Annotated in this window: 12 protein-coding genes and 3 pseudogenes; 12 read left to right on the forward strand and 3 right to left on the reverse strand. The window is 58.3% G+C overall.

Annotation, left to right across the window (positions count from 1 at the left end; genetic code table 11):
• Complete coding sequence (gene thrC / locus SGP1_RS03760; protein WP_011410269.1) at nt 1-1290, forward strand: threonine synthase; 1290 nt, start codon at nt 1-3, stop codon at nt 1288-1290.
• A 283-nt stretch (nt 1291-1573) separates the two neighbouring features.
• Here the strand turns inward: thrC and yaaA are convergent, their stop codons facing one another.
• A complete protein-coding gene (yaaA, locus tag SGP1_RS03770; RefSeq protein WP_011410270.1) occupies nt 1574-2353 on the reverse strand; it encodes a peroxide stress protein YaaA in 780 nt (259 codons plus the stop codon).
• A 56-nt stretch (nt 2354-2409) separates the two neighbouring features.
• A complete protein-coding gene (locus tag SGP1_RS03775) occupies nt 2410-3888 on the reverse strand; it encodes an alanine/glycine:cation symporter family protein (protein WP_011410271.1) in 1479 nt (492 codons plus the stop codon).
• Nucleotides 3889-4090: 202 nt separating this feature from the next.
• On the opposite strand from SGP1_RS03775, the pseudogene tal reads away from it, so the two are divergent.
• The 6 genes and pseudogenes from tal to nhaA all read left to right on the forward strand — a co-directional run bounded on the left by tal (nt 4091) and on the right by nhaA (nt 11706).
• Nucleotides 4091-5050: pseudogene (gene tal, locus SGP1_RS03780) on the forward strand (transaldolase).
• A gap of 110 nt (nt 5051-5160) precedes the next feature.
• Nucleotides 5161-5727: pseudogene (mog, locus tag SGP1_RS03785) on the forward strand (molybdopterin adenylyltransferase).
• A 139-nt stretch (nt 5728-5866) separates the two neighbouring features.
• Nucleotides 5867-6942, forward strand: a pseudogene (locus tag SGP1_RS03790) (MFS transporter).
• Between the two features lie 249 nt (nt 6943-7191).
• Complete coding sequence (dnaK, locus tag SGP1_RS03795) at nt 7192-9102, forward strand: molecular chaperone DnaK (RefSeq protein WP_011410272.1); 1911 nt, start codon at nt 7192-7194, stop codon at nt 9100-9102.
• Nucleotides 9103-9218: 116 nt separating this feature from the next.
• A complete protein-coding gene (dnaJ, locus tag SGP1_RS03800) occupies nt 9219-10343 on the forward strand; it encodes a molecular chaperone DnaJ (RefSeq protein ID WP_011410273.1) in 1125 nt (374 codons plus the stop codon).
• A 166-nt stretch (nt 10344-10509) separates the two neighbouring features.
• Nucleotides 10510-11706, forward strand: a complete 1197-nt coding sequence (nhaA, locus tag SGP1_RS03805) for a Na+/H+ antiporter NhaA (RefSeq protein WP_011410274.1) — start codon at nt 10510-10512, stop codon at nt 11704-11706.
• A gap of 152 nt (nt 11707-11858) precedes the next feature.
• Here nhaA and rpsT read toward each other — a convergent pair whose 3' ends face one another.
• The gene (gene rpsT / locus SGP1_RS03810) at nt 11859-12122 is read right to left on the reverse strand and encodes a 30S ribosomal protein S20 (RefSeq protein ID WP_011410275.1); all 264 of its coding nucleotides are present in this window, start codon (nt 12120-12122) and stop codon (nt 11859-11861) included.
• A 379-nt stretch (nt 12123-12501) separates the two neighbouring features.
• Between rpsT and ribF the strand changes: the two genes are divergently transcribed.
• From ribF to ispH, 5 genes are read left to right on the forward strand one after another with little or no spacing between them, the layout of a single operon-like run.
• Nucleotides 12502-13440: a bifunctional riboflavin kinase/FAD synthetase gene (gene ribF / locus SGP1_RS03815; protein WP_011410276.1), complete on the forward strand. Its 939-nt coding sequence runs from the start codon at nt 12502-12504 to the stop codon at nt 13438-13440.
• A gap of 31 nt (nt 13441-13471) precedes the next feature.
• Entirely contained in the window at nt 13472-16288 is a 2817-nt protein-coding gene (gene ileS / locus SGP1_RS03820; protein WP_011410277.1) for an isoleucine--tRNA ligase, read from the forward strand.
• On the forward strand, nt 16288-16794 hold the full coding sequence (lspA, locus tag SGP1_RS03825) for a signal peptidase II (RefSeq protein WP_011410278.1): 507 nt from the start codon (nt 16288-16290) through the stop codon (nt 16792-16794). Before ileS ends, lspA begins: the two co-directional genes overlap by 1 nt.
• Nucleotides 16795-16798: 4 nt before the next feature.
• Nucleotides 16799-17272 carry an FKBP-type peptidyl-prolyl cis-trans isomerase gene (fkpB, locus tag SGP1_RS03830; protein ID WP_011410279.1) on the forward strand — a complete coding sequence of 158 codons (474 nt, stop codon included), beginning with the start codon at nt 16799-16801 and terminating at the stop codon, nt 17270-17272.
• Nucleotides 17253-18203, forward strand: coding sequence for a 4-hydroxy-3-methylbut-2-enyl diphosphate reductase (gene ispH / locus SGP1_RS03835; RefSeq protein WP_011410280.1), 951 nt, complete (start codon nt 17253-17255; stop codon nt 18201-18203). The genes fkpB and ispH overlap by 20 nt, the downstream gene beginning before the upstream one ends.
• Nucleotides 18204-18227: the final 24 nt, after the last annotated feature.

Genomic DNA, 18227 nt, shown 5'->3' on the forward strand with positions numbered 1-18227 from the left:
ATGAAACTCTACAATATCAAGGAACACAACGAGCAGGTCAGCTTCGCCCAGGCGATCAAGCAGGGCCTCGGCCGTCAGCAGGGGCTGTTTTTTCCCATGGCGCTGCCCGAATTCGCCCTGACCGAGATAGACGAGTTGCTGGAAATGGATTTCGTCGCACGCAGCGCGCGCATCCTGTCGGCCTATATCGGTGATGAGCTGCCGCCGGAGCGCGTTCTGGCGCGGGTGGCGGCGGCGTTTGAGTTCCCGGCGCCGGTGGTACCGGTCTCCAAGGATATCGCCGCGCTGGAGCTGTTTCATGGCCCGACCCTGGCATTCAAGGATTTTGGCGGCCGTTTTATGGCGCAGATGCTCACCGAGGTTGGCAAAGGGCAGCAGGTCACCATCCTGACCGCGACCTCCGGTGATACCGGCGCTGCGGTGGTGCATGCGTTTTACGGCCTGGAGAATGTGCGGGTCGTGATCCTTTACCCCGAGGGCAAAATCAGTCCGCTGCAGGAAAAACTCTTTTGTACGCTGGGCGGCAATATTCACACTGTGGCGGTCGAGGGCGATTTCGACGCCTGCCAGGCGCTGGTGAAACAGGCGTTCGATGATGAAGAATTGAAACAGACGCTAGGGCTGAACTCCGCCAACTCTATCAATATCAGTCGTCTGCTGGCGCAGATTTGCTATTACTTTGAAGCGGTGGCGCAACTGCCGCAGAAAGCGCGTAATCAACTGGTGGTGTCGGTACCGAGCGGCAACTTCGGCGATCTCACCGCCGGTCTGCTGGCCAAAACCCTGGGGCTGCCGGTGAAGCGTTTTATCGCCGCCACCAACGCCAACGATACCGTACCGCGGTTTTTACGCGACGGTAAATGGCTGCCTAATCCGACCGTGGCCACGCTGTCAAACGCGATGGACGTCAGCCAGCCCAATAATTGGCCGCGGGTGAAAGAATTGTTCCGGCGCAAAAACTGGCAACTGACCACGCTCGATTACGGCTGCGTCGACGATAACACCACCGCCGAGACGATGCGCGAGCTGGCGGGATTGGGCTATATTTCCGAGCCGCATGCCGCCATCGCCTACCGCCTGTTGCGCGACAGTTTACAGCCTGGGGAGTACGGATTATTCCTCGGCACCGCCCATCCGGCCAAGTTCAAGGAATCGGTGGACACGATCCTCGGCCAAAGTCTGCCGTTGCCGCCAGCGCTGGCGGTGCGCGCGACGTTGCCGTTGTTGTCGGAGCGCATGCCGGCGTCTTTCAGCGCCCTGCGCACGCTGATGTTGGGGCTGGCGCCCTAATGGCCCGTCGTCGCCGCGGGCGTTATGTTCGCGCTGCGCCGTCGCTCTCGTCGAAGCGTTCGCCGGAGTCCTTAAGCGCCCGGCGCCCGCTCACTGGTGGGGCTGGCGTCCTAGCGACATGTCGCCACGGGTTTCATCTGCACGCGGCGCAGTCGCTTTGGTCGGTGCATCCGCTGGCGCCAGGCTGCGTCCCTGGCCGGCGGATGGCATGTCGGCTGACGCTAGTGTCGGTCAGCGTCGCGGCCGCGCATGAGCGCGCCACCGGCGGTCTTTGGCTGCGGCGTTAACCGTCCTGCTGCAGTCGTTTGAATACCCATTCATTGTCGCTGGAGGCCGCGGCGTCGAATCGATAACCGCCCGCATCAAAGGCCTTCAGCTGCTCTGGCTGTGTCAACGCTTCGGTGATGATGCAGCGGCTCATCATGCCGCGGGCTTTTTTGGCGTTAAAACTGATCACCTTGTACTGGCCGTTTTTTTCATCCAGAAACACTGGTTTGATGACCCGCCCGTTAATCCGCGCCGGCTGCACCGCGCGGAAATACTCGTCCGAAGCCAGATTAATCACTAAGGTATCGCCCTGTTCCGCCAGCGCCTGGTTGAGTTTGTCGGTGAGCATAGTGCCCCAATAGTGATACAAAGAGGCCCCGGCCGGATTAGCCAGGCGGATCCCCATCTCCAGCCTGTAAGGCTGCATCAGATCCAGCGGACGCAGTACGCCGTATAGCCCAGACAACATCCGCAGGTGACGTTGGGCAAAATCGAATTGCGCTTCGCTGAAGGTCTCCGCCGCCAGCCCGGTATAAACATCCCCCTTGAAGGCTAATATCGCCTGTCGCGCATTGTCGGGAGTGAACGGCGTCTGCCAGGCCTGAAAGCGCGCGGCGTTCAGATCAGCCAATTTATCGCTAATCCCCATCAGGGTGCTGATACGCGCCGGCGTCAGCTTCCGGCACAGATCGATAAGCGCCGCCGACTGAGGCAGTAATTCGGGCTGCGTGTAGCGCCGGGTTGCCAGAGGACTCTGAAAATCCAGCGTTTTCGCCGGAGAAATAACAATCAGCATTGCAAATTCCTGTTGTCGCGAAAAAAGACGGGCGCCGGTTATGTCGCGGCGGCGCGTTAACGGTCAAGGGGTTTGGGCGCTGCCGTGCTGCTGCTTTCCTGGTGTGACGCGGTCGGCCGTCCCCACAGATCCGGCGCCAACTGCGGTGCGATAGCCGGGAAGTTTACCGCATAAAATGTCGGTAGTTTCCCGATGGCGCGCTGGCTATTGTAATCATTGGCCAGCATCAACACGACCGGCGACAGCAATAAAAGGGCGATCAAGTTGGTTATCGTCATCAGGCCCATCGCCAGGTCCGCCAGTCTCCAGACCACCGAGACTTCCGCTACGCAGCCAAACAGTATCATGGTCAGCGTCAGCAGACGCAGCAGCCATTTCAGCTTCATTGGCTGCAGCACGAAAAAACGCAGGCTGCTTTCCGCATAGGCGTAATTGCCAATGATGGCGGCGAAGGAGAACACAAACACCAACGCCATGAGTAGCGGCATGCTCCAGTGACCGGTCACCGTGGCCAGCGCTTGATTAATCAGCGCGATGCCGTGGAGATCGGCATGAGCATGCTCCAGCGTGCCGGAGGTGAGGATGATTGCGGCCGTGGCGCTGCAGATAACCAGGGTATCGATGAACACCGCCAACATCTGAATATAGCCTTGCGAGGCAGGGTGCGGCGGCCAGGGCGCGGCGGCGGCGGCGATATTCGGCGCCGAGCCAGTGCCCGCCTCGTTTGAGAACAAACCGCGCTGTACCCCTTGGAAAATCGCCTGCGCCAGGCCATAGCCGACCAGCCCCGAGGCGGCTTCCGGCAGGCCAAAGGCGCTGTTGAACACCAGGGCGGCGACCGTCGCGAGCTGGCGCCAGTGATGCACGACCACCCAACCTGCCAGTAGTAAGTATATAATACCTATTATAGGCACCAGCCATTGGGTCAGGCGGGCGATGGCGCGAAGACCGCCGAAAATGGCCGCGGCACTCAGGATAAGCAGAGCCAGGGTTATCGGCCAGCGGCCCATGCCGGACAGCTGCTGCGCGGACAGCGTAATCGCGTTGGCCTGAACGGCGCTGAAAAAACCGCCATAGCCCGCCAACAGAAAGAGGGTGAATAACGTGCCCATCCAGCGCAAACCGAGTCCGTTGGCCATATACCAAGCCGGCCCGCCGCAGGCGTTGCCGCGGTCATCACGTATTTTGTACAGCTGCGCCAGGGTGCTTTCCGCAAAGGCGGTCGCCATGCCAATCAACGCCGCCAGCCACATCCAGAAAATGGCGCCCGGTCCGCCCAGGATCAGCGCGATGGCGACGCCCATCAGGTTACCGCAGCCGATACGGGCGGCAAGGGAGGTGCATAAGGCCTGAAACGGTGAAATACCGCCGCCGCCGCGCGTCCCTGAGTCTTTGAGAATCGTGAAGGTATGGCAGAAATGGCGTATCTGGATAAAGCCGGTGCGTAGCGTAAACCAGATGCTGGTTCCCAACAGCAGATAAATTAAGAGTGAATCCCGTAACAGGTTATTGATAAAATTCAATAGCTCAGCCATCGTTCCTTTTCTCCTGCTCCAGCATCCTGGCTGGGTGTTGTAGGGCCCAGCGCCCATTTTACCTATTTTACGAATGATTTCATCGATAGGTGCGACAGGTAAAAGTCCGCGTCCGGCCGATTTCCGCCGCTGCAGCCCGTGCTATCATTTCGGCGCTGTATGTCCGATTCCTCAGAGCACGCGACAACATGAGAATATGATTATGACAGACAAACTCAGTTCCCTGCGTAAAATGACCACCGTCGTGGCCGATACCAGCGATATTACCGCCATCAAGCGCTACCAGCCCCAGGACGCGACCACGAATCCGTCGCTGATTCTCAACGCCGCCCAAATCCCGGAATATCGTGGCTATATCGACGACGCTATTGCCTGGGCGCGCGGACAGAGTAACGATCGGACGGCACAGGTGACCTACGCCGCCGACAGGCTGGCGGTCAATATCGGCATGGAAATTCTGAAACTGGTGCCCGGCCGTGTTTCGACCGAAGTGGACGCCCGCCTTTCTTACGATACCTAGGCCAGCGTTGCCAAGGCCAAGAGTCTTGTCAAACTCTACAACGTCGCCGGTATTGGCAGCGAACGTATTTTGATCAAGCTGCCCTCTACCTGGCAGGGTATCCGTGCCGCCGAACAGCTGGAAAAAGCAGGGATCAATTGTAATCTGACGCTGCTGTTTTCTTTTGCCCAGGGACCAGGCGCGAGCATGCGCCGAGGCGGGCGTGTATCTGATTTCTCCCTTCGTCGGGCGTATTCTCGACTGGCATAAGGCCAACGGCGAACGCCAGACTTTTGCCCGGAGGAGGATCCCGGCGTGGTATCGGTTACCGCCATCTATCGCTATTATAAAGAGCATGGGTATGACACCGTCGTTATGGGCGCAAGCTTTCGCAACAGCGGCGAAATTATGGCGTTGGCCGGCTGCGACCGGCTCACTATCGCGCCGGCGTTGCTAAAAGAGCTGGAGGAAAGTGAGGGAGAGCTTGAGCGTAAACTTTCCTATACAGGGCCGGTGAAGGCGCGGCCGGAGACGTTAACCGAAGCGGCCTTTCTCTGGCAGCATCATCAGGATCCCATGGCGGTGAATAAACTGGCGCAGGGTATCCGTAATTTCGCCGTTGACCAGGAAAAACTGGAGAAAATGCTGGGCGAACTGCTGTAACGCAGACCGCCGGCTGTTCCGTCGGCGGAGCGAAAGAAAACGTTTACGGCCCGGTGGGGCCGTTTTTTATGGCGCCGGCGCCCGCGATCGTGGTTAAGGAGAACATTTTTATGCAAACTTGTCGCATCGGGCTGGTATCCATTTCAGACCGCGCCGCCCGCGGTGTCTATGTCGATCAGGGGGTGCCGGCGCTCGAAGCGTGGCTAAACCGCGCCCTTATTAGCCCGTTCAGCCTTGAGACCCGGCTGGTGCCGGACGAGCAACCTCTGAACGCTGCGCGAATTGGTGGATGAGAGCGGTTGCCATCTGGTCCTGACCACCGGCGACACCGGGCCAGCGCGGCGCGATGCCACGCTGGCGGTGGCCGATCGCGAAATGCCGGGGTTTGGCGAGCAAATGCGGCAAATCAGTCTGCACGTTGTTCCTACAGCTATTCTATCGCGTCAGACCGCCGTTATCCGTAAACAGTCCCTGATCCTTAATTTGCCGGGCCAGCCAAAATCGATCCAGGAGACGCTGGAAGGGTAAAAAATACGTACGGCGATGTTGAGGTTCAGGGCATTTTCGCCAGCGTGCCCTATTGTATCCAACTGCTAGATGGCCCTTATTTGGAAACCGAGCCTTCGGTGGTTGTGGCGTTTCGACCGAAAAGCGCGCGCAGGGCAGTGGACGAGTGAGCGCCGCGGCGATAATGGGCACCTTGCGCCGCGTTCATGATTTAATGCCTGAACGGTAGACATTTTTACCGAGCCAGTAAGTGTAAGTTTACAAGGCGTGATATATTGTTGCCATTTCTCTTGTCAAGCGCAGATGATTATGCAGGACGAACGTCACCGCCGGTTGAACCGGCAGGATTATAAGACGCTTACGCTGTCGGCACTGGGTAGGGCGTTGGAGTTTTACGACTTTATTATCTTTGTGTTTTTCGCCGGGGTGATGGGGCAGCTGTTTTTCCCTGCTGACATGCCGGAGGGCTGCGCCAGATGCAAACCTTCGGTATTTTTGCCGCAGGCTATCTGGCGCGGCCGCTGGGGGGATCGTAATGGCGCACTTCGGCGATAGGGTGGGGCGCAAGAAAATGTTTACCCTGTCTATCCTGTTGATGGCGCTACCGACGCTGCTGATTGGTCTGTTGCCGACCTATGCCGCGCTGGGTATCGCGGCGCCTGGGTCTTTGTCGCCGAACACGTACCCGCCCGGCGCATTCCTTTCTTCATCGGCGGGATTTTTGGCCTGTTTGCCATGTATTTACGCCGCTGGCTGCGCGAAACGCCCATCTTTATCGAACTGCAGGCGCGCAAAGCGCTGGCTCGCGAGCTGCCGCTCAAATCCGTGGTCGTCAATCACAAGAAAGCGGTAGCGGTATCGATGCTGCTTACCTGGCTGCTTTCCGCCGGCATCGTGGTGGTTATCCTGATGGCGCCGCTGTGGCTGTAACAACAGCGGGGCGTCAGTGCCACCATGGCTCTGCAGGTCAATTGCGTGGCGATAGACAGGTTCGGGGCGCGAAAAACCTTTGTCGCCAGCTGCGCCCTATTGGCCGTCGGCAGTTGGATCTTTTACCACGGCGACGTCACCCATCCGGCGCAACTGTTCCTGACCTAAGGTCAGCCGGTTTCTTCGTCGGCATCATAGGCGGGGTGCCTTTTATCATGGTCCACGCGTTTCCGGCGCCGGTGCGGTTCAGCGGTATTTCCTTTTCCTACAATATTTCCTACGCCCTTTTCGGCGGGCTAACGCCCATGGTGGTGACCTTGTTGATGAAAGTGACGCCAATGGCGCCGTCCTGGTACGTGCTTGCGCTGATGGGTGTAGCGCTGGGATATTTGCGCTGCCGCACACCGATCGGGCTAAAGCGGTCTTGTAACACCTTCTTTGGCAGGCGCGCCTGACCTTAATAATTAAATGCATTAGCTAATGCGCTGTGCGTTCAGAAGCGAAACGCCCGTCGTAATAGGGTGCCGGCGCCGTTTTTTTTTTGCTATTACCCCTTGATGCAGGGCAGCATGACCCCATCTTATTTGCATCCAACGTTGTTAAACCTGGGAAATTATCGGGCGGCGAAAACTTGAAAAGGTAATTTTCGGCCGCATATCAGGTTTACGACCACAACGAAATTGAACTTTAGTGGAGATGTTTAGATGGGAAAAATTATTGGTATCGACTTGGGTACGACCAACTCCTGCATCGCAATTATCGAAGGCAGCAAACCTCGCGTACTTGAAAACAGCGAAGGCGATCGTACGACTCCTTCTATCATTGCCTATACGCAGGATGGTGAAATTCTGGTTGGCCAACCGGCTAAACGTCAGTCTGTCACTAATCCGCAGAACACGTTGTTCGCCATCAAGCGTCTGATCGGCCGTCGTTACCAGGATGAAGAAGTACAGCGCGATGTCAGTATCATGCCGTACAAAATCGTCGCGGCTGACAACGGTGACGCCTGGCTGGAAGTCAAGGGACAGAAAATGGCGCCGCCGCAGATTTCCGCTGAAATTCTGAAGAAAATGAAAAAAACCGCGGAAGACTATCTGGGCGAACCAGTCACCGAAGCGGTCATCACCGTGCCGGCCTATTTTAACGATACACAGCGCCAGGCGACCAAAGACGCCGGCCGTATCGCCGGACTGGACGTCAAGCGTATCATCAACGAACCAACCGCGGCCGCGCTGGCCTACGGCCTGGACAAAGAAACCGGCAACCGTACCATCGCGGTTTATGACCTGGGCGGCGGGACTTTCGATATCTCGATTATCGAAATCGATGATGTCGACGGTGAAAAAACCTTTGAAGTGCTGGCGACCAACGGCGACACCCATTTGGGTGGCGAGGATTTCGACAGCCGTCTTATCAACTATCTGGTCGACGAATTCAAGAAAGATCAGGGCATCGATCTGCGCAACGATCCTCTGGCGATGCAGCGCCTGAAAGAGGCGGCCGAAAAAGCCAAGATCGAGCTGTCCTCCGCGCAGCAGACCGACGTCAACCTGCCGTACATTACGGCCGACGGCTCCGGTCCTAAGCATATGAACTTGAAAGTGACCCGTGCCAAACTGGAGTCGCTGGTGGAAGAATTGGTCAATCGCACGCTTGAGCCGCTGAAAGTGGCGCTGAAGGATGCGGGCCTGTCGGTTTCCGACATCAAAGACGTTATCCTGGTCGGCGGGCAGACCCGTATGCCGCTGGTGCAGAAGAAAGTCACCGACTTCTTCGGCAAAGAGCCGCGTAAGGACGTTAACCCGGACGAAGCGGTGGCCATCGGTGCCGCGGTTCAGGGCGGTGTATTGGCCGGCGACGTGAAAGATGTGCTGCTGCTGGACGTTACCCCGCTGTCGCTGGGGATCGAAACCATGGGTGGCGTAATGACGCCGCTGATTGCCAAGAACACCACCATCCCGACCAAGCACAGCCAGGTGTTCTCCACCGCGGAAGATAATCAGTCCGCCGTGACTATCCATGTGTTGCAGGGGGAACGTAAGCGCTCCGGCGATAATAAATCGCTGGGCCAGTTCAACCTGGACGGCATTTCGCCGGCCATGCGCGGCACGCCGCAGATTGAAGTGACGTTCGATATCGACGCCGACGGCATTCTGCACGTCTCCGCCAAGGACAAGAACAGCGGCCGGGAACAGAAGATTACCATCAAGGCCTCCTCCGGTTTGAACGAAGAGGAAATCCAGAAGATGGTGCAGGAAGCGGAAGCGAACGCCGAATCCGACCGCAAGTTTGAAGCGCTGGTGCAGACCCGTAACCAGGCCGACCATTTGCTGCACAGCACCCGTAAGCAGTTGGAAGACGCGGGTGACAAACTGCCGGCTGATGACAAGACCGCCATTGAGGACGCGTTGAAAAATCTGGATACTGTCCTGAAAGGCGAGGATAAGGCCGATATCGAAGCGAAAATGCAGGCGCTTATTCAGGTGTCCGGCAAACTGCTCGAAGTGGCTCAGCAGCAGGCTCAGGCGGCGGGCGACGGCGGCGCGGACGGTAGCGCCAAGGCGGACGATGATGTTGTCGACGCCGAGTTTGAAGAAGTTAAAGATAAAAAATAATCGCCCTAAACGGGCACGGCGGCGGGGTAGCTTACACCGCCGCTGCGGGCAACAGGCACGGGCGTCGGGGAAACTCTGCGCCCGTGCAAGCATGTTGAGGGCAGGAAGAGACAACGATGGCGAAATCAGACTACTACGAGATTTTGGGCGTTTCCCGGGATGCGGAGGAGCGTGAAATCAAAAAGGCCTATAAACGCCAGGCGATGAAATTCCACCCGGATCGCAACCGAGGGAATGCCGAAGCCGAAGCGAAATTCAAAGAGATTAAAGAAGCCTATGAAGTGCTGACTGACGCGCAAAAGCGTGCCGCCTACGATCAGTATGGTCATGCGGCCTTTGAACAGGGCGGCATGGGCGGCGGCGGGGCCAGCGGCGCGGATTTCAGCGATATCTTTGGCGATGTGTTTGGCGATATTTTTGGCGGCGGCCGGCGTCAGCGCGTCAGCCGGGGCGCGGATTTACGCTATAACATGGAGCTTTCCCTTGAGGAAGCAGTGCGTGGCGTGACACGCGAAATCCGCATTCCGACGCTTGAAGAGTGCGATGTCTGCCACGGCAGCGGCGCGAAGCCGGGGACGTCGGCAGTCACCTGTCCGACCTGCCACGGCCAGGGCCAGGTTCAGATGCGTCAGGGCTTCTTCGCGATTCAGCAGACGTGTCCTACCTGTCAGGGACAGGGCAAAATCATCAAAGATCCCTGCACCAAGTGCCACGGCCATGGTCGGGTAGAGAAATCCAAGACGCTGTCGGTGAAGATCCCGGCCGGCGTGGATACCGGCGATCGCATCCGTTTGTCGGGCGAAGGGGAAGTGGGGGAGCATGGGGCGGCCGCAGGCGATCTGTATGTACAGGTCCAGGTGTGCAAACACCCTATCTTTGAACGCGAAGAAAACAACCTGTACTGTGAAGTGCCGATCAACTTTGCCATGGCAGCGCTGGGCGGCGAGATCGAAGTGCCGACGCTCGACGGGCGGGTGAAGCTGAAAGTGCCGGCGGAAACGCAGACCGGTAAACTCTTCCGCATGCGTGGCAAAGGCGTGAAATCGGTGCGCGGCGGATCGCAAGGGGATCTGCTGTGTCGCGTGGTGGTGGAAACACCCGTGAAACTCAACGAGCGCCAAAAACAGCTGCTGCGGGAGCTGGAAGAGAGCTTTGGAGGGCCGAGCGGCGATCAGAACAGTCCGCGTTCGAAAAGCTTCCTCGATGGCGTGAAAAAATTCTTCGATGATTTAACCCGTTAGTCGGGTCCGCGCACGCTTCACCTCTCCCCGGCGCCTCCGCCGGGGTTTTTTGCTGCGCCTGCGGCGCCGTAAGCGCTTTTTCGTCGGTTCCGGGGGCGGTTTTCATTTACCCCTACCGCGTCCTGTTGCACAATATTCCCCTGCCCGCAACGAGTGAGGAAACACTATGATAGCTGCGTCTTTACGCCGCATGATTACCCACCCGGCCGCTGGTGGCGTATTGCTTTTCGCCGCCGCGCTTGCCGCTATCGTGATGGCCAATACCGACGCCCGCGCGCTGTACAACGCCATCATTTACTTTCCGGCACAATCCGCTAGCGCGACGCCTTCGCACTTGTCATTGCTGGTGCTGGTCAACGATGGCTTGATGGCGGTGTTTTTCCTGGCCGTCGGTTTGGAAGTCAAATACGAACTGCTGCAGGGTGCGCTCAATAGCCGCGTGCGGGCGGCCTTTCCCGCTATTGCCGCGCTGGGTGGCATGGTGGCACCGGCGGTGATTTACAGTCTGATGACCGCCGGGACGCCAGCATTGCGCGCCGGATGGGCGATTCCGGCCGCCACCGATATTGCCTTTGCCGTCGGCGTATTGGCCTTGCTGGGGACGCGGGTGCCGGTCAGCCTGAAAGTTTTCATGCTGGCGCTGGCGATTATTGATGATCTGGGTGCGATAGTGATTATCGCGTTGTTTTATAACACTGCACTGGAGCCACTGGCGCTGGCCGCGGCGGGTGCCGTGATTGGAATCATGGCGCTGATGAATCGCGCCAATGTTCGTTTTCTATCGCTATACCTGCTGTTGGGGGCGGTATTGTGGGGCTGTATTCTGCTTTCGGGTATCCATGCGACGCTCGCCGGCGTAGTGGTCGGGGGGCTTATCCCGCTCACGCTGCCCTCCACCGAAGTCTCCCCGGCGCGTGCGTTGGAGCACTGGTTGCAGCCCTGGGTGGTGTATCTGATCCTGCCCCTGTTCGCCTTCGCTAACGCGGGGATTTCGCTGCAAGGTGTGGCGCCCGGGCATTTGATCTCCTTCTTACCGCTGGGGATCGCTGCCGGGTTGGTGGTCGGTAAACCGCTGGGGATAGTATTGTTTACCGCCGTGGCGGTGAAACTCAGACTGGCCAGGTTGCCCGCCGGCATTGCTTTCCGCCACATTGCCGCGGCGGCCATGCTGTGCGGCATCGGCTTCACCATGTCGATTTTTATCGCCAATCTGGCGTTTGGGCATGATGACCCGGAAACGATTGTGCTGGCGAAAGTCGGCATTTTATCCGGTTCGGTGATTGCGGCGCTGCTGGGTTACCTGCTGCTGCGCGCTATCCTGCCGCAGCCGCAGGGTAGCGGGTCAGTGCCGGTCGGGGGTTAACGGATGAAGGCAATACGCGGGCCTAGCTAGCAAATGGGGGGAAAGTATGCGAATTTGGCCGGTGCGCTTTCCCCCACAGCCGGCCTTGGCCGGTTTGCAGGCATAAAAAAACCGGCCAGAGCCGGTTTCTCAAAAGCACAACGCGACAGCAATTACTGCATGGCGTTGATTTGCGCAGTCAGGTTTGATTTATGACGTGCTGCTTTGTTTTTGTGGATCAACCCTTTGCTGGCCTGACGGTCAACAATCGGTTGCATGGCAGAAAACGCATTCTGCGCAGCTTCTTTATCGCCGGCGGCGATAGCAGCGTAAACCTTCTTCACAAAGGTGCGCATCATGGAGCGACGGCTTGCATTATGCTGACGACGCTTCTCAGACTGTACGGCGCGTTTCTTAGCTGATTTGATATTAGCCAAGGTCCAACTCCCAAACTTGTTCTATGAAACAATTCAAAGGCCGAGGAATATGCCCGTTCGGTCTTCTTTTGTCAATGGATTTGTGCAAATAAGCGCCGCTGAAATGTGCGACGCCTGTTACAAATGTGATGGCGCAGGATTCTACCAGTTTCTGCCGGCGGAATACAGTGCTTAAGGCGAAAAAAGCGATTACCGGTGTACGGACGCCCATTGCCCGCCGGCAACGCGCCAGCATAAGCTGCGTGAAAATAGCGCAGGGGCGAAATAAGCGTGGCTTTCTCTTCGCGCGATGCCAAAGATTGGAATCGCGGGTTAACCTTAACCGCTGTACAAGGTATAATCCGCCGATTTCCACTGTTTTAGGTGTCTTGAGCCTGCTATGGAGCTTATTCGCGGCATACATAATTTACAGCCACGTCACCATGGGTGCGTGCTGACCATCGGCAATTTTGACGGCTTTCACCGCGGACACCAGGCTCTTATTGCAGAGTTGCAGGCTGAGGGCCGCCGCCGCGGTTTGCCGGTGATGGTGATGATCTTTGAGCCTCAGCCGCAGGAGCATTTCGCCGGCGATGCCGCGCCGGCGCGGTTGACCCGGCTGCGGGACAAAGTGAAATACCTGGCGGCCGCCGGCGTGGACGCGACGGTGTGCGTCACCTTCGACAAGCGTTTTGCGGCGCTAAGTGCACGCGCGTTTGTGACCGATCTGCTGGTAAAAAAATTGGGCGTGCGCTTCATCGGCGTTGGCGACGATTTCCGCTTTGGCGCCTGGCGTCAGGGAGATTTCGCCCTGCTTCAGCAGGCGGGGAAGGAGGCCGGGTTTGAGGTAATGAGCACCGTGACCTACACCGAAGGCGGCCGGCGCATCAGCAGCACCGCCGTCCGTGAGACGCTGGCGCAGGATCGGCTGTCGGAGGCGGAAATGCTGTTAGGGCATCCGTACCGTCTCTCCGGCCGCGTGGTGCACGGCGACGCGCTGGGGCAGACCATCGGCTTCCCGACCGCCAACGTGTCGCTCAAAGGGCGACAGGCGCCGATAAACGGCGTGTATGCGGTAGAGGTCCACGGCCTTGCCGAGCGGCCTTTGCCTGGCGTCGCGAACATCGGCACCCGGCCCACGGTGGCCGGTTTGCGCCAGCGGCTGGAAGTGCATTTGCTGGATGTGGACAAAAATCTGTACGGTCGCCATATCGAAGTGGTGATACGTGCGAAAGTGCGCAACGAACAACGGTTTGCCTCGCTAGACGATCTAAAGCGGCAAATCGCGAATGATGTGGTGAGTGCCCGCGACTATTTCGGACTGGCGACACCCCAATAATGCTCAAACCGATAACGGAACCGAGAATCGAATGACTGATTACAAAAATACCCTGAATTTGCCGGACACAGGGTTTCCCATGCGCGGCGATTTAGCCAAGCGTGAGCCTGGCATGCTAGAGCGTTGGTATGAACAGGATCTGTACGGGATTATTTGTCAGGCCAGGAAGGGCAAAAAGACCTTCATACTGCACGACGGCCCGCCATATGCGAACGGCAGCATTCATATCGGTCATTCGGTCAATAAAATTCTCAAAGATATTATTATCAAATCCAAAGGTTTGATGGGCTATGACTCGCCCTATGTGCCGGGCTGGGACTGCCATGGCCTGCCGATTGAACTGAAGGTGGAGCAACTCATCGGTAAGCCGGGGGAGAAGGTCAGCGCCGCGGAATTCCGCACCGCCTGCCGTCGTTACGCCGCCGAACAGGTGGAAGGGCAGAAAAAGGATTTCATCCGCCTGGGCGTGCTCGGTGACTGGGAACATCCTTACCTGACGATGAACTTTGCCACCGAAGCGAATATCATCCGCGCGCTGGGCAAGATTATCGCCAACGGCCACCTGCATAAAGGTGCCAAGCCGGTGCATTGGTGCATCGACTGCCGCTCCGCGCTGGCGGAGGCGGAAGTGGAGTATTACGACCGTACTTCGCCGTCCATCGACGTCGCTTTCGCGGCCGATGATGTCCGCGCGGTCGCCGCCAAGTTCGGCGCCGCAGACTTCGCTGGCCAGATCTCCCTGATCATCTGGACCACCACGCCGTGGACTCTGCCGGCCAACCGCGCTATCGCTGTCCACCCCGACTTCGACTATCAATTGGTTGAGGTGGAAGGGCAAGGCTATATTCTGGCCGCCGATCTGGTGGACAGTGTGATGGCGCGCGCCGGCATTACGTGCTGGACGGTGCTCGGTAGCGCCAAAGGTAGCGCGCTGGAGCTGCTGCGATTCCGCCATCCCTTTATGGGCTTCGATGTGCCGGCCATCCTCGGCCAGCACGTGACGCTGGACGCGGGTACCGGCGCGGTGCATACCGCCCCCGGCCATGGCCCAGATGACTATGTCATCGGTCAGCAATACGGCCTGGAAGTCGCCAATCCGGTCGGCCCCGATGGCTGCTATCTGCCGGGTACCCTACCTGCATTGGATGGCTTGCAGGTCTTTAAAGCCAATGACGTGGTCATCAATCTGCTGTGCGACAGCGGCGCCCTGCTGCACGTGGAAAAGCTACAGCACAGCTATCCGCACTGCTGGCGCCATAAAACGTCGATTATCTTTCGCGCCACGCCTCAGTGGTTCGTCAGCATGGATCAGCGCGGTCTGCGCAAACAGTCGCTGGCGGAGATCAAGGACGTGCAGTGGATCCCCGGCTGGGGCCAGGCGCGCATCGAAACCATGGTCGCCAACCGTCCCGACTGGTGCATTTCGCGTCAGCGCACCTGGGGCGTGCCGATGGCGCTGTTTGTGCATAACGAGACCGAAGCGCTGCATCCGCGCACTATCGAACTGATGGAATCCGTGGCGCAACGGGTCGAGCAGGACGGCATTCAGGCCTGGTGGGATTTGGATCCGGCCGAGATCCTGGGTGACGATGCCGCTCATTATCACAAAGTGCCGGATACGCTCGATGTCTGGTTCGACTCCGGCTCTACCCACTCCTCCATAGTGGCGGTGCGGCCGGAATTTGAAGGCCATGCGCCCGATATGTACCTGGAAGGGTCCGACCAGCATCGCGGCTGGTTCATGTCATCGCTGATGATCTCCACCGCCATGCACGGCAAGGCGCCGTATCGTCAGGTGCTGACCCACGGCTTTACCGTCGATGGGCAGGGCCGGAAGATGTCCAAATCGGTGGGCAACGTGGTCAGCCCGCAGCAGGTCATGGACAAGCTGGGCGCGGATATCCTGCGCCTCTGGGTGGCCTCTACCGATTATACCGGCGAGATGGCGGTGTCCGATGAGATCCTCAAGCGCTCCGCCGACGCCTATCGCCGCATCCGCAACACCGCGCGTTTCCTGCTGGCCAACCTGAACGGTTTTGATCCGGCGCGCCACAGCGTCAGCCCGGAGCAGATGGTGGTGCTGGATCGCTGGGCGGTGGGTCGCGCGCAAGCGGCGCAGGCGGAGATTGTCGCCGCTTACGACAGCTATGATTTCCATAATGTCGTGCAGCGTATGATGCAGTTTTGTTCCGTCGAGATGGGCTCTTTTTACCTGGATATCATCAAGGACCGTCAGTACACCACCAAAGCGGACAGTATTGCCCGCCGCAGCTGCCAGACCGCGCTGTATCATATCATTGAAGCCCTGGTACGCTGGATGGCGCCCATCATGTCGTTTACCGCCGATGAAATCTGGGGCTTTATGCCGGGGGAACGGGCGCAGTATGTCTTCACTGAAGAGTGGTACGATGGCCTGTTCGGACTGGACGCCGCCCAACCGTTGAACGATGCTTATTGGCAAATTCTGTTGCAGGTGCGCAGCGAGACCAACAAAGTTATCGAGCAGGCGCGGGCGGACAAGCGCATTGGCGGCTCACTGGAAGCCCGCGTCACGCTGTATGCGGAGCCTGATCTTGCCGCTTCGCTGCGCGAGCTTGGCGATGAACTCTACTTTACGCTGCTCACCTCCAACGCGGTAGTCGCGGATTATGCCGACGCCGGCGATGACGCGGTGCAGTGTGAAGGGCTCAAGGGGCTGAAAATTGCCCTGGCGAAAGCCGAAGGGGAAAAATGTCCGCGCTGCTGGCATTATGAGACGGATATCGGCCAGCATGCCGATCATCCGGAAATCTGTGGTCGCTGCGTCACGAATGTGGCCGGCCCGGGCGAAGAGCGTAAGTTTGTCTGATGAATAGAACGATAATGTCCACGGGACTGCGCTGGCTTTGGCTGGCGCTGGTGGTCCTGGCGCTGGATCTCGGCAGCAAGCAGTGGGTCATGACGCATTTCTGGCTAGGTGAGTCGGTGCCGGTGATCCCGTTTATCAATTTTACCTACGCCCATAACCCGGGCGCCGCCTTTAGTTTTCTGGCGGACATAGGAGGATGGCAACGCTGGGCGTTTTCCGCGATTGCAGTGGTGATCGCGGTGGTGTTGCTGGTCATGATGTATCGTTCGGACAAGCGTGCCAGGTTGTCTAACGCCGCCTACGCGATGATTATCGGCGGCGCGCTGGGCAACCTGTTTGACCGGATGGTGCACGGCGTCGTGATCGATTTTATCGATTTTTATGTCGGCAACTGGCATTGGCCGACGTTCAACGTGGCGGATGTGGGCATCTGCATCGGCGCCGTATTGATTGTGCTGGAGGGTTTTTGCCGCCCCGCCGGTAAAACCGCCAGTCAGAAAGGGTGAAGTAATGACGACTCACGTTGTACAACCGGACAGCTCGGTATTGCTGCATTTTGATGTTAAACTAGCGGACGGGCAGTTGGCCGATTCCACCCGGCGCGAGAACAAACTGGCGCTCTTCCGGCTTGGGGACGGCAGCCTGTCCACCGAGTTGGAACAGGCGCTGCTTGGCCTGCATCTGGGAGACAGGAAAACCTTCTCACTGGCGCCGGAGGCGGCGTTTGGTCCATCCAATCCCGATCTGATTCAGTTTTATTCGCGCCGCAATTTTATCGAGACCGGGGTGCCGGAGGTGGGCACCATTATGCTCTTCACCGGTATCAACGGTAGCGAAATGCCGGGGCTTATCAGCGATGTGGCCGAAGACTCCATCACCATCGATTTTAATCATCCGCTTGCCGGTAAAGTGGTGTGGTTCGACATTGAAGTGCTGGCGATTGACTCGCAACAGGAGGCGACCGATGCGCATACTGCTGGCTAATCCACGCGGATTTTGCGCCGGCGTAGACCGGGCAATCAGTATCGTGGAGCGCGCGCTGGAAATTTACGGTGCGCCCATCTATGTGCGCCATGAAGTCGTGCATAACCGCTACGTCGTCGATACGCTGCGCCAGCGGGGCGCGATTTTTATTGAGCAAATCACGGAAGTACCTGATGGTTCAATCCTGATTTTCTCTGCCCACGGCGTTTCTCAGGCGGTACGGGCAGAGGCGCGCAGCCGCGATTTGACCGTGTTTGACGCCACCTGCCCGCTGGTGACCAAAGTGCATATGGAAGTGGCCCGCGCCAGCCGCAAAGGCACCGAGGCCATCCTCATTGGCCATACCGGTCATCCTGAAGTTGAAGGCACCATGGGGCAATACAATAACCCCGCCGGCGGCATGTATCTGGTTGAATCACCTGAGGATGTTTGGCAGCTTGAGGTCAAAAACGTCGATAACCTGTGTTTTATGACGCAAACCACGCTGTCGGTGGATGATACTTCAGATGTCATCGACGCGCTGCGCGCGCGGTTTCCCGCCATCATTGGACCGCGCAAGGACGATATTTGCTATGCCACCACCAACCGTCAGGAAGCGGTACGCAGTCTTGCCGCCGATGCCGATGTGGTGCTGGTCGTTGGTTCAAAAAACTCTTCCAACTCCAACCGGCTGTCGGAACTGGCCCAGCGGGTCGGCAAGCCGGCCTATCTGATTGACAGCGCCGGCGACATCCAGGAAAGCTGGCTCCAGGGGACGCAAACTATCGGCGTTACCGCCGGCGCGTCGGCGCCGGATATACTGGTACAGCAGGTGATCGAACGCCTGCGCTTGTTGGGTGCCGAAGGGGCTAAAGAGCTCATCGGCCGGGAGGAGAATATCGTGTTCGAGGTACCGAAAGAGCTGCGCCTGGAAGTGAAAACGGTGGAATAACACCCACCCTCGTCGCTCCTTTCT

Source organism: Sodalis glossinidius str. 'morsitans' (assembly GCF_000010085.1).
GTDB classification, from domain to species: domain Bacteria; phylum Pseudomonadota; class Gammaproteobacteria; order Enterobacterales; family Enterobacteriaceae; genus Sodalis; species Sodalis glossinidius.